This window comes from Brevundimonas albigilva (assembly GCF_023503965.1).
In the GTDB taxonomy this organism is placed as follows: Bacteria; Pseudomonadota; Alphaproteobacteria; order Caulobacterales; family Caulobacteraceae; genus Brevundimonas; species Brevundimonas albigilva.
The window spans coordinates 1,840,980-1,861,047 of record NZ_CP097298.1 but is presented as its reverse complement, the minus strand read 5'-3'; the positions used below and the strand labels follow the sequence as shown (position 1 = coordinate 1,861,047).

The window sequence follows — 20,068 nt, the reverse complement described above, 5'->3', positions numbered from 1 at the left end:
CCCGCCAAAGCCGAAGACAAAAGCTGATTCTTACGAGTACGCATACGCCTCATCTCAAAAGTATTTCTTTACGAATACTCACGGCCGCGTCAGATAACGTTGAGATATATCGATGTTATACTATATTGGCCCTGATTGAGACATCGGTAGGGCACAAGGTGGCGGCTTGCAATCTTATATTCGGCAAAACGTCATCAATCCGGAACAAAATGCCGAAAACGGCCGCTTTGTGGCGCAAATTGGAGCAAGATCTTGTCGCATCATGGGCGCGGACGGGCGAGCCGTCGCCGAAATCGACATCGCTGGCAGAAGGAGGCCGCGTCCACCGCGCGACCGAGAAACGGAGGCCTGACAGGCGGCGTCGGCTCACCGACCGAATGTCTGCGGGCTCTGGCGTCTAGCGATGGGAAGTCGCGCCGCGCAGGCGCGTGTCTCGGTTCTCAGGTCTGAACGGAGATGGCGCACCCGAAGAGATTCGAACTCCTGACCCTCAGATTCGTAGTCTGATGCTCTATCCAGCTGAGCTACGGGTGCGCACGCCTCGCGGCGAGGCGGCGTCTTTAGCCGCTCGGGCGGGGGGATGCAAGCGGGCGCCGGACAGTTTTCTGCGGGCCGGGGTTGGCGGGTCGGACGGGACGGCCTAGGTCGGGCGGGTCCTTCCCGTCATCGCGTCCGGTTTCCCATGCGTCCGCTCCTTCGCCGCCTCGCCGCGCCCCTGCTGTCCCTGGTGCTGGCGGCGTGCCAGACGGCCGCGCCCGCTTCGACCGCGCCCGCACCTGCGGGCGCCGCCGCGCCCGTCGCCGCCGCAGCCCCCGGGCGCGCGGGCCCTTCGTCGCCGCCGCCAATCCCCTGGCCGTCGAGGCGGGGATGGCGGTGTTGCGGCGCGGCGGATCGGCGGCGGACGCGGCCGTGGCGATCCAGGCGGTGCTGGGCCTGGTCGAGCCGCAATCGTCGGGCCTGGGGGGCGGGGCCTTCCTGATGCATTACAACGCCGAGACGGGAGCGGTCACCGCCTATGACGGGCGCGAGACGGCGCCCAGCGCGGCCACGCCGGAGCTGTTCTACGAGGACGGCCGGCCCCTGCCCTTCGTCGACGCGGTGCTGTCGGGCCGCTCCACCGGGGCGCCGGGGGCGGTGGCCATGCTGGCCCTGGCGCAGAAGGATCACGGGCGGCTGGCCTGGCGCGACCTGTTCGGCGACGCCGAGCGCCTGGCCCGCGACGGCTTCGTCGTCAGCCCGCGACTGGCCGGCATGATCAACGGCCGCGCCCCCCAGGCCCGCACGCGCTGGGCCGCCGCCTATTTCACCAAGGCCGACGGCGGCCGCTATCAGGCCGGCGAGGTGCTGAGGAATCCCGACTATGCGCGCACGGTGCGGATGCTGGCCGACCAGGGGCCGGGGGCCCTGTACGGCGGGCCGCTGGGCCAGGCGGTGGCCGAGGCCGTCGCCGAGGGGCCGCGTCCCGGCGCCCTGACCGCGGCGGACATCGCCGCCTATCGCCCGCTGCGCCGCGATCCCCTGTGCCGCCCCTACCGCGCCTATGTGGTGTGCGTGCCGCCGCCGCCGTCCAGCGGCGTGGCGGTGCTGGAGTTCCTGGCCATGGCCGAGCACACGCCGGACCTGGATAAGGGCGCCGACAGCCCCGAGGCCTGGGTCGCCTTCGGCCGGCTGCAGCGGCTGATGTACGCCGATCGCGACCGCTACATCGGCGATGCGGACTTCGTCGGCGTGCCGATCGCCGGCCTGCTGGACCCCGACTATGTCGCCGCGCGCGCCGCCCTGGTCCCGACGGTGAACGGACCGGTCGACCCGGGCCGCCCGACCGGCGCGCCGCCCGTCGCGGCCGACGCCACCGCCGAGCCGGGCGGCACCAGCCACGTCGTCGTCGTCGACGCCTGGGGGAACGCCGTCAGCATGACCACCACGGTCGAGAGCATCTTCGGCTCGGGCCGGATGGCGGGGGGCTTCTTCCTGAACAATCAGCTGACCGACTTCTCCTTCACGCCGACGCAGGGCGGCCTTCCCGCCGCCAACGCCGTGGCGGCGGGCAAGCGGCCGCGCTCGTCGATGACGCCGACGCTGATCCTGGACCGCCAGGGGAATCTGGTCGGGGCGATCGGATCGCCCGGCGGGTCCAGCATCCTGGCCTATGTGGCCAAGGCCCTGGTGGGGGTGATCGACTGGGGCCTGCCGGTGCAGCAGGCCGTCGCCCTGCCCAATCTGGTGGTGCGGGGCGAGACGGTGGGCGCCGACGCCCAGCTGTTGTCGCCCGAGATCAAGGCCGCCCTGGCCCAGGCGGGCATGGCGGTCCAGCCCAACGCCACCGAGACCTCGGGCCTGCACGGGGGACTGTGGCGCGACGGCCGATGGGACGGCGGAGCCGATCCCCGGCGCGAGGGCGTGGCGGTTTCTGAGGTTCGCTAGAGCCGGATCGCCCGAGGCGAGGCGGGCTTCGGTCGATTCTGGAGGCGGATCAGCGGCGCGGCTTGATCGACAGCTGGAAGGCGATCAGGCCCTCGTCGACGTCGGTGTCCAGGCCGCTCATGCCGCGCAGCCCCTTGCCGGCGTCGATCTCGCGATAGACCACGCCCAGCGAAGTCTGCATGTCGCCCCGGCGATAGGCCACCCCGATCGAGGCGTCGCCGAGGAAGGACCCCCGGTCGTTGGTGTAGCCCGAGCGGGCGTAGTCGCCGTCGCGGGTGCGCGCGAAATTGTAGCCCACCGCCCGGCCCGAACCGGCGGCGTACAGGTACCAGCGGGGGCGCTCGCCGAACCGCTCGCTTCCGTCGGGGGCCAGGCGCTCCAGCCCCTCGCCGATCTTGAGCGTGGCGCCGGCCTCGGCCGATCCGCCGTCGCTGCCGACGCCGATGCCGGCGTGGGGCGTCAGGCTGACCTCCAGCCCCGAGGCGGTGCGGCCCCGCGCGCCCGAGAATCCGCGCACATAGCGAAGGTCGTAGGCTTCCGGGTCCAGCCGCGCCGCATCGGCGGGCGTGACCGGCAAGGGCGCGCCGTCGGCGCGGCGAAGGCGGCCGGCGGTCTCCAGCGTCAGACGGTCGGCGGCGGCGCCCTCTGGATCCAGACGTCCCGGCGCGTGCTGGCGATCAGGCCGGAACGATCCTCGGCCTGGAAGGCGCTGGGCAGGTCCAGCGGCGCGCCGAAATCGTCATCGACGGAAGCGACGCGGAATCCCTGGTGGGCGAGCTGGGCGACCTCTCCAGCCTGGATCGCGACCTGCGAAGGGGTTTCGTCGAAGGCGCCCGGCGCCCACAGCTGGCGCGCATCGGCCGCGCCGGCCGTCGCCAGCACGCTTCCCACCCCGACGATCACGGCCGCCAATCGCATTCGGTCTCCCCAGTCCGTCCGCTGGGGCGAGCCTACCCCTTAGAGGCGGCGAGTCCAACGGCCATTTTCATGACACCTTACTGACGCTTTCGAACGTCGTCGGCGCGGACCCGGTTCCCGACAGACAAAGGGCCCCGCTTGCGCGGGGCCCCGTCGGTCGCGGCCGTCAGGTCTTACTGACAGGCCAGGCATTCATCGTAGTCGGTCTTGGGCAGGGCGAAGAGATCGGGCTGGTTGGGGTCGATCTCGTCGGTCTTCTTGTCCTCGGCGCCGGCGAAGGCGGCGCGCTGCACCGACTTGGAGCGCAGGTAGTAGAGCGACTTCACGCCCCGCTCCCACGCCGACCAGTGCAGCATGTGCAGGTCCCACTTGTTGACGTCGCCGGGGATGAACAGGTTCAGCGACTGGGCCTGGCAGATTTCCGGCGCGCGGTCGGCGGCCAGTTCGACCACCCAGCGCTGGTCCAGTTCGAAGGCGGTCTTGAACACGCCCTTCTCGTCCTCGGTCAGGGCGTCGATGTGCTGGACCGAGCCTTCGTGCTCCAGGATGGAGGACCACACCGCCTCGGTGTTGATCCCCTTCTCGTCCAGCAGGCGCTCCAGATAGGGGTTCTTGACCGCGAACGAGCCCGACAGGGTCTTGTGGGTGTAGATGTTGGCCGGGATCGGCTCGATGCCCGCCGAGGTTCCGCCGCAGATGATGCTGATCGAGGCGGTCGGGGCGATGGCCATCTTGTGGCTGAACCGCTCCATCACGCCGCGCTCCTCGGCGTCCAGGCAGGGGCCCTTCTCCTCGGCCAGCAGGCGGCTGGCCTTGTCGGCCTCGCGGCGCAGGTGCTTGAACAGGCGCATGTTCCACGACTTGGCCATGGCGCTTTCGAAGGCCACGCCCTGCGACTGCAGGAAGGAGTGGAAGCCCATCAGGCCCAGGCCCACCGACCGTTCGCGCTTGGCCGAATAGACGGCGGCGGCCATCGACGGCGGGGCGCGGCGGATGAAGTCTTCCAGCACATTGTCCAGGAAGCGCATCACGTCCTCGACGAAGCGCGGCTCCTCGCGCCATTCCAGGAAGGTCTCGGCGTTGACCGACGACAGGCAGCAGACGGCGGTGCGGTCCACGCCCAGGTGGTCGCGGCCGGTGTGCAGCATGATCTCGGCGCACAGGTTCGACTGCTTGACCTTCAGGCCCAGGTCGCGCTGGTGCGGGGCCAGCTGGCGGTTCACCGTGTCCGAGAAGATCATGTAGGGCTCGCCGGTCTGCATCCGGATGTCGAGCAGCTTGGTCCACAGCGAGCGGGCGTCGACGGTCTTCATGACCTCGCCGGTCTTGGGCGACTTCAGGTCGAAGGTGGAGCCGACCTTCACCGCCTCCATGAATTCGTCGGTGATGTTGACGCCGTGGTGCAGGTTCAGCGAGCGGCGGTTGAAGTCGCCCGAAGGCTTGCGGATCTCCAGGAATTCCTCGATCTCCGGGTGGTGGATGTCCAGATAGACGGCCGCCGAGCCGCGGCGCAGCGAGCCCTGCGAAATCGCCAGGGTCAGGCTGTCCATCACGCGGATGAAGGGGATGATGCCCGAGGTCTTGCCCGCGCCCTTGACCTTTTCGCCGATGGAGCGGACGCCGCCCCAATAGGTGCCGATGCCGCCGCCGTTGGACGCCAGGGCCACGTTCTCGTTCCAGACGTTCTGGATGCCGTCCAGCGGTCGCCCACCGCGTTCAGGAAGCAGGAGATGGGCAGGCCGCGATCCGCGCCGCCGTTCGACAGCACCGGGGTGGCGGGCATGAACCACAGGCGGCTCATGTAGTCGTACAGGCGCTGGGCGTGGTCGGCGTCGTCCGAGAAGGCGGTCGAGACCCGGGCGAACATGTCCTGATAGCTTTCGCCCGGCAGCAGGTAGCGGTCTTCCAGCGTCTTCTTGCCGAAATCGGTCAGCAGGGCGTCGCGCGAGCGGTCCACCTGCACCGACCGGACCACCGTCAGATGGGGCCGATCCGGCGCCGGCGTCGCCGCAACGCCTTGGATTCCGTCGTCTTCAACGCCTCGCCGCCAGCCATGACCGTCATTGCCCTGAACAAAAAACCAAGTGATGCCGCCTGCGCCGCAACCACTGTATCTTGTGGCCGCCGCGCTTTCTGAACCCACATATGGGGCGCAGATGGCTAACGACCCGTCAACGGGCTTGACGATCACTTTGTGAACGAATCGGTCGGACAACCTTGCGCCGGCTGGGGAAAACCGCCGATTCAAGCCAGCGAAGGTTTGACGACGGCGTGTTCACGAACGCGTGATCGGGGTCGAGACGGAACGGAGGTTCCAGCTTGACCGTTCGCAGGCCATGACCCTGGATCACGCCCGTCGTTTCTTCATCCGCGCCCTGACGCTTGCGAGGGCCGAGTTCGCGGTCCTGGCGGCGCTGATGGTGGCCGCGATCGGGGTGATGACCTTCGCCGAGGTGGTCGACGACATGACCGAGGCGGACGGCCAGGCCTTCGACCAATGGGTCCTGGCGGCGATGCGCCCCTACGCCGACGACCCCGGCCGGCCCTGGGGGCCGTGGTGGCTGAAGGAGGCGGCGGCCGACATCACCTCGCTGGGGGGCATATCGGTGCTGGGGCTGTTCGCCCTGATCGTGATCCTGTTCCTGCTGAGCCAGAGGAAATGGCTGTCGTCGGTGCTGCTGGCGGCGGGCCTGGCCGGCGGCGTGGCGCTGAGCGAAGGCCTCAAGGCGGTGTTCGAGCGCGAGCGGCCGCCGCTGGCGGCCCGGGCGGTCGAGACGATCAACGCCAGCTTCCCCTCGGGCCACGCCCTGCTGTCCACGGTCTTCTACCTCAGCGTCGCGGTGATGCTGACCCGGGCCTTTCCGCGCCGCCGGTTCAAGGTGTTCGTGCTCGGCGTCGGCGTGGTGCTGGCGGTCCTGGTGGGGCTGACGCGCGTCTATCTGGGCGCGCACTGGGCCTCGGACGTCCTGGCCGGCTGGGCGGTCGGGGCCGCCTGGGCCATGGTCCTGTGGCTGATCGCCCATGCCGCCGCCCGCTTCCAGAAAGCGCATCACGCCCCGCTTCAGGATGCGCCCTCGCCGGTCGACCCCGACGCCGATCCGACGAAAGTCTAGGCGGCGCCGCCCCGCTTCGGCGCATAAGCCCAGTCACCACCGCCGGAGATCGCCATGGACGCCAAAGCCCTGTACGCAGAACGTCTGATGACCGCCGAGGCGGCCGCCCGTCTGGTGCGCTCGGGCGCCAAAGCGGCGATGGGCCTGGGCGTGTCCCAGCCCCCGGCGCTGCTGGCGGCCCTGGCCGCGCGGGCCGAACGCGGCGAGGTCGAGGACGTCAACCTCTACTATCTGCTGAGCACCGCGATCGCCGGCGAGACGGTGTTGCGATACGAGCTGATGGACCGCATCCGGCCCTGGAGCCTGTTCCATAGCGCGGTCGAGCGGCGGCTGGAGCAGCGCGCCGCCGAGGAAGGACGGCCCAATCCGGTGCAGTTCATCCCCACCGGCTTCCAGCAGTCGCCGCGCGTGCTGTGCGACGAGGTCGGGGTCGACACCCTGATCTGCACCGTCTCGCCGATAGACGAGGACGGCTATTTCTCGTTCGGCACCAACACCGACTACGCCAAGCCCGTGTCGGAGACGGCGCGCACGCTGCTGCTGGAGGTCAATCCGCACATGCCGCGCGTGTTCGGCGACTGCACCGTCCATGTCTCTCGGGTGACGGCGGTGGTGGAGAACGCGGCCCCCCTGCTGGAAATCCCCAAGGCCCAGCCCCAGCCCGCCGACCGCGCCATCGGCGAGATCATCGCCGGCCTGGTCGAGGACGGCGCCACCCTGCAGATGGGCATCGGCGCCCTGCCCAACGCCGTGTGCGACGCCCTGAGGGACCACCGCGACCTGGGCGTTCATACCGAGATGCTGACCCCCGGCCTGGTCGAGCTGATGCAGGCGGGCGTGGCGAACCACGCGAGCAAGACCCTGCACCCCGGCGTCGGCGTCTTCGCCTTCTCGATGGGCGACCGCAACACCTACGGCTTCCTGGACGGCAACCGCGCGATGGAGGCCCGTCCCGTGTCCTACGTCAACGATCCGGCGGTGATCGCGCGCAACGCGCGGATGGTGTCGGTCAACGCCACCCTGCAGATCGATCTGTCGGGGGCCTGCTGCTCGGAATATCTGAACGGGCGCCAGTTCACCGCCGCCGGGGGCCAGCTGGACTTCGTGCGCGGGGCCTACGCCTCGGAAGGGGCAGGTCGATCATCGCCTGCCATTCGACCGCGGCAAAGGGCGCGGCCTCGCGCATCGTCGCCCGGCTGGACGGGCCGGTGACGACGCCGCGCAACGACACCCACATCGTCGTGACCGAGCACGGCTGGGCCAATCTGAAAGGCCTGTCGACCAGCCAGCGCGCCCGCGCCCTGATCGCCCTGGCCGACCCGGCCTTCCGCGAGGGTCTGGAGCGCGACGCGCGCGATCAGGGCCTGATCTGAGCGTTTTCGCCTCGCCCCCGGCTTCCCCGCGGGCAGGTTCGGGCTTAGGTCCGCGCCATGACCGACCCGCTGCTGGAAATCGAGGATGTGCGCGTCGCGCGGGGCGCCGGGCGGCCGATGCTGGACGGCGTGGACCTGACGATCCCGCTGGGCCGTCACACCGCCATCCTGGGGCGCAACGGCTCGGGCAAGTCCACCCTGGTCAAGCTGGTGACGCGCCAGCTCTATCCGACCGCGGGGCCGGACGGCGCGCCGGGACGGGTCCGCATCTTCGGGCGGGAGGCGTGGGACGTGTTCGAGCTGCGCCGGATGCTGGGGGTGGTGTCGCCCGCGCTGCAGACCGACTACGCCGGCGAGGATCGGCTGGAGGTGTTCGACGCCGTTGTCTCCGGCTTCTTCGCCGCGCGCGGCGTGTGGAACCACGCGGTCACCGAACCGATGCGCCGCGCCAGCCGCGAGGCGCTGGAACGGATGGGCGCGGGCCATCTGATCGGGCGAGAGATGGCGTCCTTGTCGACCGGCGAGGCGCGGCGGGTCCTGATCGCCCGCGCCCTGACGCACCGCCCGCGCGCCCTGTTGCTGGACGAGCCGTGCGCCGGCCTGGATCCGGCGACCCGGCGGCTGTTCCTGGAGACGCTGCGCGAGGTGGCCCGCGACGGCGTGACCCTGGTGCTGGTCACCCACCATGTCGAGGAGATCCTGCCCGAGATCGGCCATCTGTGCTGCTGCGCGAGGGCCGCGTCCTGGCCGAGGGCGCCAAGGCCGAACTGCTGACCGGCGCGGTGCTGAGCGACCTGTTCGGCATGGCGACGACGGTGGAGCGCCGCGGGGACTGGTCCTGGGCGCACCTGGACTGAGGCCTCAGACCTCGAACACCCGGTAGGGAAGGTCGCCCAGGGTGCGCAACACCGGCAGGGCGACGTTATAGACCGGCACCCCGCGATGGGTCCGCCCCTCCGGCCCGCCCCGGTGGGCGTGGCCGTGCACGACCAGGCTGACGTTGTCGTAGCGGTCGATGGTCTCCGCCAGCCGCGACGAGCCCAGGAAGGCGTGGATTTCCGGCGGTTCGCCGATCACCGTCTCGACCACCGGCGCATAGTGCAACAGCACCACCGAGCGTTCGGTGCGCAGCATCCGGATCGAATTCTCGATCAGATTGGCGTCCTCCACCGCCTCCTGCACGAAGCGCTTGATGGAGTCCTCGCCGAAGGACGACAGCATGTAGCGGCCGAAACCGCCGACGAAGCCCTTGCCGCCGGCGAAGCCGACGCCGTCGATCTCATAGGCCTGGCCGGTCAGCATCTTCACGCCCGCGTCGCACAGCATCTGGACCACATGGTCGGGCTGGCCGCATTCGTGCTCGTGATTGCCCAGGACGCCGACCATCGGGATGCGGCACAGCCTGAGGTCTTCCAGCAGCCGTTCGACCTCGCCGGTCTTGCCGTAGTTGGTCAGGTCGCCGCACAGGCACAGCACGTCGGCGTCGTCCGCCACCCGTTCGAACAGGTCGCGATAGGCCCGCTGGGACGTTTCTCCCACGTGCAGGTCGCCGACGGCGGCGACGCGCATCTTCCTGCCGGGTCCGGGCTCCAGGCCTGGCTGGGGCGTCTGGGGATCGTTCGGCGTTTCCGCCATCGCGCGCTCCTTGGTTTCTCAGTTCACCGGATCGTGGCGTTCCTCCAGCCCCTTGCCGACCACGTCGCCGAAGCCCCATTCGGCGACGTCGGCGACATAGTCGCGCGGGCTGAACAGCCGGCCGCGACAGACCTTCACCCGCGGCGGCGGCAGGTCGATCTGGGCCTGGAGACGCTCGGTCAGCTCCTCCATCAGCCAGCGCGGCACCCGGTCGCGCTCGGTCGGATAGGCGAAGCGGAAGTTCAGCAGGTGCGAGGCCAGCACCTCCCAGTACAGGTCCATCTGGTCCAGCAGCGACTTCCAGTCGATGGCCTCGGACTGCTTCAGGATGACGTGGTTCACGTCGGCCCCGTCGTAGCGGTAGCGGTCCTGGATGAAGACCTTGGACAGGATCAGGGCGGTCGGCGGCGTGATCCTGACCTCATGACCATAGACGGTGATCGAATCCTCGCTGAACCAGCTGTCGGACACGGCGATAGTGCCGTTGGACATGGCGAAGATCACGTCGAAGAAGTGTTTTTCGTCCTTCCAGACCTTGGCGATCCAGCGCTCGTCCTCGACGTCGGTGCGGTAGCCGCGGGCCTGGAAGAAGGCCAGGATGCGGGGGTAGTCGCCCGGCTTGCAGAAGACGTCCAGATCCTTGGTCGGCCGCCGGATGCCGGTATAGGCGGTCACGGCGTACGTCCCGGAAAGCAGGAACGGGATGCCCGATTCCTTGAGCAGCTTCAGGCTCTCCTCATAGAAGGCCAGGGCGTCGGCGGGCGGTTCGAAGGTCGGTTCGGCGATGACGTCGGACATGGTTCGCCCCTCCTCGGCGAGGGCTTGAGAACGGCGAGGCCGGTTCGCCGGTTCCGCAAATCTACGTAGTCGCGCCGAAACCGAAATCTTAAGACCTGCGCGCCAGGGTGGCCCCATGAGCCTGGGGAGGGTGAAGTTCGGACGCGGCCGCTGGCGGCTTTTCCGCCACGACGCCGGCCGTGCGGCGGGTCCGCCGCCCCTGGCCTATGTCGTGCTATACGTCGGCGCCCAGCTGGTCGGCCACTGGAGCATGGAAGTCTTCGGCGCCACCGTGCTGTGGCTGGCCGCGCGTGCTGCTGGCGGCCCTGCTTCAGCTGCACCGCCGCCCGGCCCTGCTGGTGACGGCCGCCTGCGTCGGCATCAATGTCGCGGCCAATGTGGCGCGGGGCGATCCGCCCGCCTTCGTCTGGATCAACGCCGGGCTGAACCTGATCCAGGTCGCGGTCGCCGCCGTCCTGGCGCGGCGGTTCTGCGGCGCGGCCCTGGACATGCGCCGGCCCAAACGCCTGTTGCGCTTCGTGCTGCTGGCGGTGGCGCCGGCCGTGGCGCTGAGCACCCTGCTGGCGGGGATGTTCGCGGTCTGGGCCGGACGCCTGCCCATGGGCACCCTGGGCTTCCGGCTGCATCATCTGTTCGACATGGAACTGCTGGCCATGGCCATCGTCGCGCCGTCGCTGCTGCTGCTGGCGCGCGCGCATCGGTTCCGCGAGGACGCCCAGGCCTCGGCCGCCGAGGTGGCGGCCCTGCTGACCCTGCTGGCGGTCGTCTGCCTGTGGGTGTTCGGCCAGACCTCGGCGCCGATCCTGTTCATGGCCTTTCCGCCGCTGATCCTGCTGGCCTTCAGGCTGTCGCCCCCATGGACGGCCGCGGCGGTCATGATGGTCGGCGCGATCGGGGGCGCGGCGACCCTGACGGGCCACGGGCCGGCGATGCTGACGCGGCTGTCCGAAGATCCGCACCTGGCCAGCGTGCCCGTGATCATGCGGCAGCTGAACGTGTTTCACCTGTTCCTGCTGGCGGTCGTCGGCACGGCCCTGCCCATCACCACCCTGTCCAGCGAGCGCCGACGCCTGGTCGCGCGCCTGCGCAGCCGCACCCACGCGGCCGTGGAGGCGCGGCTGCGCGCCGAACAGGCCGACGCCGCCAAGTCCCGTTTCCTGGCCTTGATGAGCCATGAGATGCGCACGCCGCTGACCGGCGTGACCGGCTACGCCGACCTGCTGTCGCGCCGTCCGTCGCTGGACGCCGAGGGCCGGCGCCAGGTCGAGGCGGTGCGCCAGTGCGGCGAGGCCATGCTGCGCCTGGTCGAGGATCTGCTGGAGGTCTCACGCGGCGGCGACGAGGTGGTCCTGGCCCCGGTCGACGTGCGCGACCTGATGCAGACGGCCACGGCGCCCGCGTTCGAATGGGCCGAGATCCGGGGCCTGGATCACCGTCTGACCCTGGCGCCGGAGGCCGAGGGCGCCGCCTCCATCGACGCGCGGCGCCTGCGCCAGATCGTCCATCACCTGACGCTGAACGCGGCCAAGTTCACCAGCAAGGGCTCGATCAGCGTGACCGTCGATCGCCTGGACGACCGGCTGCGCGTGACGGTGGCCGACACCGGCTGCGGCATGCCCCCCGAGACGCTGGCCGGCCTGTTCCGCCTGTTCGAGCAGGCCGACGCCTCCACCAGCCGGGCGCACGAGGGCGCCGGGGTCGGCCTGGTCCTGGCCAAGGGTCACATCGACCGTCTGGGCGGCACGCTGTCGGTGGAGAGCCAGCAGGGCCGCGGGTCGGTCTTCCCGTGGAGATCCCCGCCCCGGCGGCGGCCTCGCCCCAGGCGACCGCGACGGACGATCCGCCGGAGCGCCGGATGCGGGTGCTGATCGTCGACGATCACCCCGTGAACCGCGACCTGTTGCGGATCATGATGCAGGCCGCCGATTGCGACGTGTTCGAGGCCGCCGACGGGCGCGAGGCGCTGGACGCCGTGGCCGCCCGGCCGCTGGACCTGGTGCTGATGGACGTGCGGATGCCGGGCATGGACGGGCTGGCGGCGACGCGGGCGATCCGCGCCCTGGCCGCGCCGGCGCGGGACATCCCCGTCCTGGCGGTGACCGCCGACGCCATGCCCGAGGACGCCGCCCGGTGCCTGGCGGCGGGCATGGACGGGCACCTGCCCAAGCCGGTGACCCAGGCGCGTCTGTACGAGGCCGTCAACGCCGCCCTGGAACAGGCCGCCGTCCGGCAGACGGCGCAGGACGTGCGCGCCGCCTGATTCGGTTCAGCGCGGTCCCAGCAGAGGGCCGTACAAGTCCGTGCGTCGGTCGCGGAAGAAGCCCCACGCCGCGCGGTGCCGGTCCAGGAAGTCCAGGTCGAACGCGTGGACCAGCACGCCTTCGTCTTCCTTGCCCAGGCTCTCGACCAGGTCGCCGCGATGGTCGGCGATGAAGGAGTGGCCGTAGAAGGTCTGGCCCGCCTCGGTGACCTGCTCGTGGCCGATGCGGTTGGCGCCGACCACCGGCACGACGTTGGACACGGCATGGCCCTGCATGGCGCGCCGCCACGGCTCGGCGGTGTCCAGGCTGTCGTCGTGCGGCTCGGTGCCGATGGCGGTCGGGTACATCAGCACCTCGGCCCCCTGCAGCATCATCGCGCGCGCCGTCTCGGGGTACCACTGGTCCCAGCAGATGCCGACGCCGACCCGGCCGAAGCGGGTCTTCCAGACCTTGAAGCCGGTGTCGCCGGGCCGGAAGTAGTATTTTTCCTGATAGCCGGGGCCGTCGGGGATGTGGCTCTTGCGATAGACGCCCAGCGCCTCTCCGTCCGCATCCAGCATGACCAGGGAGTTGTAGTACTGCGGCCCGTCGCGCTCGAAGATCGAGACCGGGATGGCCACGCCCAGCTCCCTGGCCACCGGCGCCAGCTGGGTCACGCACGGATGCTCGCGCCATTCATAGGCGTGGCCGAACCAGTGCTCCTCCTGCGAGACGCAGAAATACGGCCCCTGGAACAGCTCCGACGGCAGGATCACCTGCGCGCCCTTGTCCGCCGCCTGACGGATCAGATCGACGGTCTTGTCGATGTTGACCTGAAGGTCGTCGCCATAGGAGGTCTGGATGGCGGCGACGGAGATCGTGCGGGTCATGCCGGCTCCTGCTGGGAGATGCAGTGGAACGAGCCGCCGCCGGTCAGGATGGCCAGCGACGGAAGGGGGATGACGTCCCGGTCGGGATAAACGGTCTTAAGCGCTTCGCAGGCCAGACGAGCGGCGGTCTCGTCGCCGTAGCTGGGCACGATCAAACCGCGCCGTTGGCGATGAGGAAGTTCATGTGGCTGGCCGGGATGGGGCGTTCGTCCTCGTCCAGGACCAGGCCCGGCGAGGGGATGCGCAGCACCTTCAGCGGGCGTCCCTCGGCGTCGGTCGCGGCGTGCAGATCGCGCGCCGCAGCGTCATAGACCTCGGCGTTCGGGTCCTTCCGGCCCCAGGCGACCGGGCAGGCGACCACGCCCGGCGCGACGAAGCGGGCCAGGTTGTCGACATGGCCGTCGGTGTGGTCGTTCAGCAGGCCGTCGCCCAGCCAGACCACCTTGCGCGCGCCGACCGCCTGGGCCAGCGCCGCCTCGGCCGCATCCTGCGTCCAGCCGGGATTGCGGTTGGGGTTTAGCAGGCACTGGCGGGTCGTCAGGACCGTGCCCGCCCCGTCGTGGTCCAGGGCGCCGCCCTCCATCACCACGTCATGTCGCGTCAGGGGAACGCCGGCGCGCGCGCCGATCTGGTCGGCGACCTCGTCGTCGTGGGGCAGGTCGTACTTGCCGCCCCAGCCGTTGAAGCGGAAGGCCTGGGCCGTCGTGGAGCCCGCGCCGAAGATCGGCCCGGTGTCGCGCAGCCAGATGTCGCCGAACCGGCCGGCCACGACCTCCACGCCCGCCACGCCGTCGAAGCGGGCGCGGGCGTCGGCCAGCGCCGCCTCGTTTCCGACCATCAGCCGAACCTGCTCCCGGCCCGGCCCCGCCAGGGCGCGCACCAGGGCCTCGACCTCGGCCTGGGCCGGTTCGAGGTTGTCTTCCCACAGCTCGCCGTGGCTGGGCCAGCCGACCCACAGGGCGCGATGCGGGGACCATTCGGCGGGGATGGGCGCGGTCATTCAGGCGTCCTCATGAGGGTCTTAACGCGGAGCCGCGCCATATGGCCCCAAGCGCCCCGGACTTCAACGCCCGGCAGCCGCGCATGACCTCCCGGCAGGGCCTCAGGCAGCGCGACCGCGCGATAGGCCCCGCAAGAAAAGAAAGGGCGGCCCGTCGCCGGACCGCCCTTCCCTGCTCTGCTTTTCGTCCGCCTTAGAAGGCGTAGCGCAGCGTGGCCATGACCGTGCGGTACGGGCCGGTGCCCGCGAACGGACGGCTGTAGCCCGGCTGGCCCGGCGTGGCCGAGGTGCGGGTGCCCAGGTTCACGAAATACTCTTCGTCGAACAGGTTGGTCACGTTGAACTGCAGATAGGTGCCCTCGAAGCCCAGCGGCGCGAAGTCGAAGCGGGCGTCCAGGTCCACCACCGTATAGGCGTCGACCTTCAGGTCGTTCACGTCGGTGACCCAGCGCTCGCCGACGTACTTGCCCTGGATGCCGGCCGAGAACACGTCGTTGAAGTCATAGGCCGCGCGCAGGGCGAAGGTCTCGCTCGGCGTCTCGACCAGTTCCTTGCCCTTGGTGGCGGCGATCTGGCCGGTGGCGTTCAGGACGTAGTCGTCCTGCAGTTCGCTGTCGAGGAACGAGGCCGAAGCGTAGAGGCTCAGGCGTTCGATCGGTTCCCAACCCACCGACGCGTCGATGCCCATGGTCTCCACCGAACCGACGTTGCGGTCCACGAAGGTGCCCAGGTCTTCGTCGTAGGTGTTGACGATGCGGTTGTCGAACTGGTTGCGGTAGGCGGCGGCCTGGATGATCAGGCCCGGCGCGTTCAGGCGGTAGCCCAGCTCGAAGTTCTGGCTGGTTTCCGGCTGCACGGTCGGGTTGCCGATCGAGCCGTCCGGCAGGCGAACGACCGTATAGAGGCTGTCCGTGCGCGGCGCCGACAGGCTTTCCGCATAGGAGGCGTAGACCGACTGGCCCTGGCCGAAGCGGTAGACGGCGCCCACGTTCGGCAGGATGTCGTCGAACTTCTTCGTGGCTTCATACGGCGCGATGTATTGCGTCGAGCTGCCGGCGAAGGTGACGTTGCCATTGGCCAGGGTCGCGTTGGGGACCTGCGAGGTGCAGAGCACGTTCGACGAGGCGTTCTGCGAGTAGCAGTACTGGTTCAGCTCACGCTCGAAGAAGGGCGCGCGCACGCCGATGTTCACCGTCACCGCGTCGTTCATGAAGTTGCCGCGGTATTCGGCGGCGAACTGGTTCAGCATGGCGTAGGACAGACGGTTACGCGCCTGCAGGGCGAAGCCGTCCAGGTTGACGACCCGGTTGTCGTGGTCGTTGCGACCGCCGAACTCGTCGACGAAGCGCGGCGAGGACGGGTCCGAGAAGTCGATGTAGCCGTAGTCGCCGGTCTGACGGTGACGGCCCCAGTCCAGCGTATAGGCGGCGCGCAGCTGGTGATCGTCGTTCAGGTTCCAGATCAGCGAGCTGTTGACGCCATAGCGGTGGGTGTTGGTGTTCGACGGGTTCATGACCCGCACCTGGTCCAGAATGTCGCCGTCGCCGTTCAGGTCGACGCCGCCGGTCGTCTGGGTGCCGCGCAGCAGCGAGCTGTTCTCGGCCAGCACGGTGTTCTGGGTGCCGCCGTTGGCCAGGGTGTACTGGAACGACGGGTCGAAGGTGAAGATCAGGCCTTCGGCCAGGGTGAAGCGCGAGTTCAGGCGCACGTTGCCCGTGTTCGACGGGTTGATGCGCAGGCCATAGTAGTTGTTGTTCGACGACGGATCGACGTCGGCCACGCCCGGACGAACCGGAACCGGGTTGTAGGTGCGGGTGAAGTCGGTGTCGAAGGGCTCGTCCACGCAGACCTGGGTCTGGGCGACGTCGCAGAAGCCGGTCGCGGTGCCCAGGTTCGGGCCCAGGTACGAGTTGTTGCGGTTCTCGTTGTAGTGACCCGACAGGGCGACGAAGTCGCCGTTGTCGCCGACCGGCTGGTAGATGCGGAAGTTGTACTGGGTCTTGTTCAGTTCGCCCAGGCCCTTGAACTTGTCATAGGTCTGGTCCGAAACCGCGAACCAGGCCGAGGTGCCCCACGGACCGATCTCGCCGGTGTCGATCAGGCCCATGAAGCGGCGATAGTTGAAGCTGCCGCCCGAGGCCTGGAGCCAGCCGCCGAAGTCCGCGGCGGGACGGCGGGTGGTGTAGTTGATGGTGCCGCCGGTGGCCGAGGCGGTCGGGCTGTCGACGTCGGTCGTGCCGGTGTTGACCGAAGCGCGCTCGATCAGTTCCGGATCCAGCTGCTGGTTGGTGTAGGTGGCGTAGTTGCCGGTGTCGTTCAGCGGGATGCCGTCGAACGTCAGCGAGACGCGGTTGCCGTCGAAGCCGCGCAGGCGGATGTTGCCGCCCGACGAGCCGTAGGGGTCGGCGTTGGTGAAGTTTAGGCCCGGCGTCAGGTTCAGGGTCTGCAGGATCGTCTGGCCAGCGGCCTGGCGGGAGATGAACTCCTGGGTCACCGACGACCGCGTCTTGGTGACGGTCTCGGCGACGATCGAGCCGTCGGTGGTGCGCGGCCCGCGCGCGCCGGTGACGACGACTTCCTGGACTTCGGTCGCTTCCGTACCCGTCGATTGGGCCGAGGCGGCGCCGGCCGCGACGAGGGCGCCCGTGAGGGCCGTGGTCGCCCAGAACAGGCGTTTGCGGTTCATCATCTCATCTATCCCCAGATGGCGGGCGTCGGCCCGAGGCGGCGGGCGGGGTCGCCCGTCGAAATCGCGCTCCCTCTAAGCCCTCTCTCGGAATGCTAGGCGACAGATATGTGACGGCGCCATGACAGCGGCCGAGGGTGACGCTGGCGCCACACCTGTGCTCAGTCGGCGGCCTTTTCGAACACGGCGGCGACCCCTGCGGCGGTGACCTTCATCGCGCGCGGTTCGTGGTAATTTCCGTTCACCTGGGTCTGGGCGATCACATGGGCCCGGAAGCGTGTGAACAGCCCGGGGTCCGGGGCCTGGGGGGCGGTCCAGAACGTATCCATCTCGCCCTGATGGGTCAGGCCGTCGAAGTCGAAGAAGGCGTCGCCCAGCACCTTGACCGGCGTCTGGAAGCCCAGGGCCGACAGGGCGGCGCTGGAGTTGTTGACGACCATGCCGCGCGACGCGCGACACAGGCGCGCCAGGTTGCCGCCGTCGATGAAGTCGACCCGATCCTGCACCCCCCGCTCCACCGCCAGGCGGCGGGTGACCCGTTCCAGGTCGACGAGACCGGGATCCAGGGGATGGTTCTTGACCAGCAGCCGGCAGTCGGCGGGCGCGGACGCCGCGAAGCTGCGCACCACCGCGGCCAGGAAGGCGGTGTTGTCGGCGTAACGCGAATAGCGCAGCAACTGCGCGTCGCCCTCGCGCTGCAGGCAGGCCAGGAAGAACGGACCGCGCGCCGCCACCTGGTCGATGGCGTCGTCGGCGGACCCGCGCACCATCAGGCCGAAATAGCGCCGGATGTGGCCGACGCACTGTCGCCAGGGCGAGGCCGTGTAATGATTGGCGTGCCGGGGGAAGGCGAACGAGCCGATCCCCTGCGCGATGTGATACAGGCTGATGTTGGCCACGTGATGGGGCAGGATCCGGCCCACGGGGCGCACTTCAGGAATCTCCGGCCCCGGCGCGGGATAGCCCTCGCGGAAACGCGGCAGGCCGCTGGAGGCGTTGACGCCGTTGCGCTCGACCGTGATCCAGTCGGGGCGGAAATAGCCGTTCTCCAGCACCCAGACCCGGGCGGACAGCGTTTCGCCGAGCGCCAGGACGGCGCGATTGTAGGGTCCGCCTTCGCCGAACAGGATCACGTCGGTGTAGTCGGACAGCACGGCCGCCGCGCGCGCGCGCCACGCCTCGGCCGAGGCCTTGAAGGCCACGCCGCCGGGACGCCGCCAGTTCAGCGCGTCGCCGGCGTTGAAGATCATCCGGCGCACCTCGGCGCCGCGCGCCTCCAGCACGTCGCCCAACGCCATGCCGAATCCGCCGAACGGCGCGCTGACGATCAGAAACCGGCGGCCGCGCAGGCCGACGCCCGGAGCCTTGGGAAACGGCAGAGGGCGCGAGGGGACGGTCGACGCTTCCAGCGTTCGGAGGGCGCCGTTGCGGGGCCCGGACAGGTTTCGGACGTCGGCGGTCCCCCGCAGCCGGTATCGCCGACGCCGGCGACCGGACAGGGCTCTCGACGTTCGGAGATCAACCATGCCTGAATACGGACCCCGGTGAAACGATCGAGAGGCGGCGTCCACGACAGCCGACGCACCGGCGTCGGCCTTCCCGCCATCCGACCCTTTTGGCTCTTGAGACGACCGGGATCAACCTGAAAATGTGAAAACTCTTTATCTTCAACGTGATCCGGCCACAATGCAGGAAAGCGCACCGCCCCGAACCAGAGACGGTGCGCTTCCGAGCAGGTCGACGCCTTCGTTTTCCGCCGGGTCGCGGTTCCTTTCGGGACCGCGACCCGTGATGCGGTTTTAGAAGTTGATGTCGATGGTGGCGCGACGGTTGAGCGGCTCGCGCACGCCGTCGGCCGTGGCCTTGGCCAGCTGGGTTTCGCCCTTGCCGTCCAGGGCGATCACGCCGCCGTTGACGCCTTGAGCCACGAGGGCGTCGGCGACGGTGCGGGCGCGTCGGTTGGACAGGCCGATGTTATAGGCGGCCGAGCCGGAGGTGTCGGCGTGGCCGACGACCAGGACGCGGGTCGGACGGCCCGACTTGGCGTAGTTGGCGGCCTGGGTGACGACGGAGCGGGCTTCGGCGGTGAGGTCGGAGCGATCCCAGTCGAAATAGACCACGAACTGACGCGCCTGCGGGGTCGCCGGAGGCGGCGGCGGGGGCGGAGGCGGCGGGGGAGGCGGCGGCGGGGGCGGAGGCGGCGGCGGCGGGGGAGGCGGAGCCTCTTCGGCGCCGAAGCTGTAGCGCAGGCCCAGGGTCACGGTGTGCGACTGGTCGTAGTCGCCGTCCCATTCGCCGAAGCTGGTGCCGCCGACGGTGGCCGAATCCCACGAGGCGTCGCCCGTCAGATAGCGGTAGGTCAGGTCGATGTTGGTGCGGTCGCCGATGGCCCAGGCCAGGCCGGCGATCGCCTGGGCGGCGAACTCGGTGGAGTCATCGTCCACGGCGAAGGCGGCGCCGCGGTTGTCGCGCAGGTTGCCGACGGTCTCGGTCTGGACGCGGTTCACGCCGGCGCCGAGGCCGACGAAGGGACGCACGCCCCAGTATTCCATGCCGAAGTCGTAGATGACATTGGCCATCAGGGTGACGGACTCGATGTCGCCTTCGGGCGAATAGCAGCCGCCGGTCGCCGGGGTCAGGTTGCACAGGCCGCCGTTGCCGCTGACGGCGCGAACGGTGCCGATGTCGCCCGAGCGATAGCCGCCTTCCAGTTCGACGCGCCAGTTCGGGTTGAACCGGTAGCCGAGGCGGGCGAACGCGGCCCAACCGTCGTTGACCTCATAGTTCCAGTTGCCGCTGGTGGTCGACGACTCGGCGTTGATGTCGTCGATGATGTGGTAGCCGGCGTCCAGCGCGCCGTACCAACCGTTCGGCTCAGCCGACGCGGCGCCGGCGGAAACCAGGCTGATGACCGCGGCGGAGGCGAGAAGTTGCAGCTTCATGTGCGTCCCCTTCGAGAAAAGATACGAAACCGAGTGGCCCCGGCGTCCC

13 protein-coding genes, 1 tRNA gene and 4 pseudogenes are annotated in these 20,068 nt (G+C 69.5%); 7 read left to right on the top strand and 11 right to left on the bottom strand.

Going from position 1 to position 20,068, the window contains the following annotated elements; genetic code table 11:
• Positions 1-457: 457 nt before the first annotated feature.
• A tRNA-Arg gene (locus MU852_RS09930) sits at positions 458-534 on the bottom strand.
• Positions 535-682: 148 nt separating this feature from the next.
• Between MU852_RS09930 and MU852_RS09925 the strand changes: the two are divergent.
• Positions 683-2,424: pseudogene (locus tag MU852_RS09925) on the top strand (gamma-glutamyltransferase family protein).
• Between the two features lie 49 nt (positions 2,425-2,473).
• Here MU852_RS09925 and MU852_RS09920 read toward each other — a convergent pair.
• The 3 genes and pseudogenes from MU852_RS09920 to MU852_RS09910 form a co-directional block, all read right to left on the bottom strand.
• A complete protein-coding gene (locus tag MU852_RS09920) occupies positions 2,474-3,001 on the bottom strand; it encodes a lipid A-modifier LpxR family protein (protein WP_249749450.1) in 528 nt (175 codons plus the stop codon).
• A 44-nt stretch (positions 3,002-3,045) separates the two neighbouring features.
• Complete coding sequence (locus MU852_RS09915) at positions 3,046-3,342, bottom strand: hypothetical protein (RefSeq protein ID WP_249749449.1); 297 nt, start codon at positions 3,340-3,342, stop codon at positions 3,046-3,048.
• Positions 3,343-3,515: 173 nt separating this feature from the next.
• Positions 3,516-5,406, bottom strand: a pseudogene (locus MU852_RS09910) (ribonucleoside-diphosphate reductase subunit alpha).
• Positions 5,407-5,678: 272 nt separating this feature from the next.
• On the opposite strand from MU852_RS09910, the gene MU852_RS09905 reads away from it, so the two are divergent.
• The 4 genes and pseudogenes from MU852_RS09905 to MU852_RS09890 all read left to right on the top strand — a co-directional run bounded on the left by MU852_RS09905 (position 5,679) and on the right by MU852_RS09890 (position 8,685).
• The gene (locus MU852_RS09905; protein WP_249749448.1) at positions 5,679-6,455 is read left to right on the top strand and encodes a phosphatase PAP2 family protein; all 777 of its coding nucleotides are present in this window, start codon (positions 5,679-5,681) and stop codon (positions 6,453-6,455) included.
• Between the two features lie 54 nt (positions 6,456-6,509).
• Positions 6,510-7,828: pseudogene (locus MU852_RS09900) on the top strand (acetyl-CoA hydrolase/transferase family protein).
• Between the two features lie 57 nt (positions 7,829-7,885).
• On the top strand, positions 7,886-8,602 hold the full coding sequence (locus MU852_RS09895) for an ABC transporter ATP-binding protein (protein WP_249749447.1): 717 nt from the start codon (positions 7,886-7,888) through the stop codon (positions 8,600-8,602).
• Entirely contained in the window at positions 8,548-8,685 is a 138-nt protein-coding gene (locus tag MU852_RS09890; RefSeq protein WP_249749446.1) for a hypothetical protein, read from the top strand. Before MU852_RS09895 ends, MU852_RS09890 begins: the two co-directional genes overlap by 55 nt.
• Positions 8,686-8,689: 4 nt before the next feature.
• On the opposite strand, the gene MU852_RS09885 is transcribed toward MU852_RS09890, so the two are convergent.
• Both MU852_RS09885 and MU852_RS09880 read right to left on the bottom strand, forming a co-directional pair.
• Positions 8,690-9,463: a metallophosphoesterase family protein gene (locus MU852_RS09885; protein ID WP_249749445.1), complete on the bottom strand. Its 774-nt coding sequence runs from the start codon at positions 9,461-9,463 to the stop codon at positions 8,690-8,692.
• A gap of 18 nt (positions 9,464-9,481) precedes the next feature.
• Positions 9,482-10,261 carry a nucleotidyltransferase family protein gene (locus tag MU852_RS09880; protein WP_249749444.1) on the bottom strand — a complete coding sequence of 260 codons (780 nt, stop codon included), beginning with the start codon at positions 10,259-10,261 and terminating at the stop codon, positions 9,482-9,484.
• 290 nt (positions 10,262-10,551) lie between these two features.
• Between MU852_RS09880 and MU852_RS09875 the strand changes: the two genes are divergently transcribed.
• A complete protein-coding gene (locus MU852_RS09875) occupies positions 10,552-12,129 on the top strand; it encodes a sensor histidine kinase (RefSeq protein ID WP_249749443.1) in 1,578 nt (525 codons plus the stop codon).
• The gene (locus tag MU852_RS09870) at positions 12,117-12,521 is read left to right on the top strand and encodes a response regulator (protein ID WP_249749442.1); all 405 of its coding nucleotides are present in this window, start codon (positions 12,117-12,119) and stop codon (positions 12,519-12,521) included. The genes MU852_RS09875 and MU852_RS09870 overlap by 13 nt, the downstream gene beginning before the upstream one ends.
• A 6-nt stretch (positions 12,522-12,527) precedes the next feature.
• On the opposite strand, the gene aguB is transcribed toward MU852_RS09870, so the two are convergent.
• From aguB to MU852_RS09845, 5 genes and pseudogenes are all read right to left on the bottom strand, one after another.
• A complete protein-coding gene (gene aguB, locus MU852_RS09865) occupies positions 12,528-13,391 on the bottom strand; it encodes an N-carbamoylputrescine amidase (RefSeq protein ID WP_249749441.1) in 864 nt (287 codons plus the stop codon).
• Positions 13,388-14,391: pseudogene (locus MU852_RS09860) on the bottom strand (agmatine deiminase family protein). The gene aguB and the pseudogene MU852_RS09860 overlap by 4 nt, the downstream one beginning before the upstream one ends.
• Positions 14,392-14,584: 193 nt before the next feature.
• Entirely contained in the window at positions 14,585-17,077 is a 2,493-nt protein-coding gene (locus MU852_RS09855; RefSeq protein WP_249749440.1) for a TonB-dependent receptor, read from the bottom strand.
• Positions 17,078-17,238: 161 nt separating this feature from the next.
• On the bottom strand, positions 17,239-18,375 hold the full coding sequence (locus tag MU852_RS09850; protein ID WP_249749439.1) for a capsular biosynthesis protein: 1,137 nt from the start codon (positions 18,373-18,375) through the stop codon (positions 17,239-17,241).
• Positions 18,376-18,876: 501 nt separating this feature from the next.
• The gene (locus MU852_RS09845) at positions 18,877-20,019 is read right to left on the bottom strand and encodes an OmpA family protein (protein WP_249749438.1); all 1,143 of its coding nucleotides are present in this window, start codon (positions 20,017-20,019) and stop codon (positions 18,877-18,879) included.
• Between the last annotated feature and the right edge of the window lie 49 nt (positions 20,020-20,068).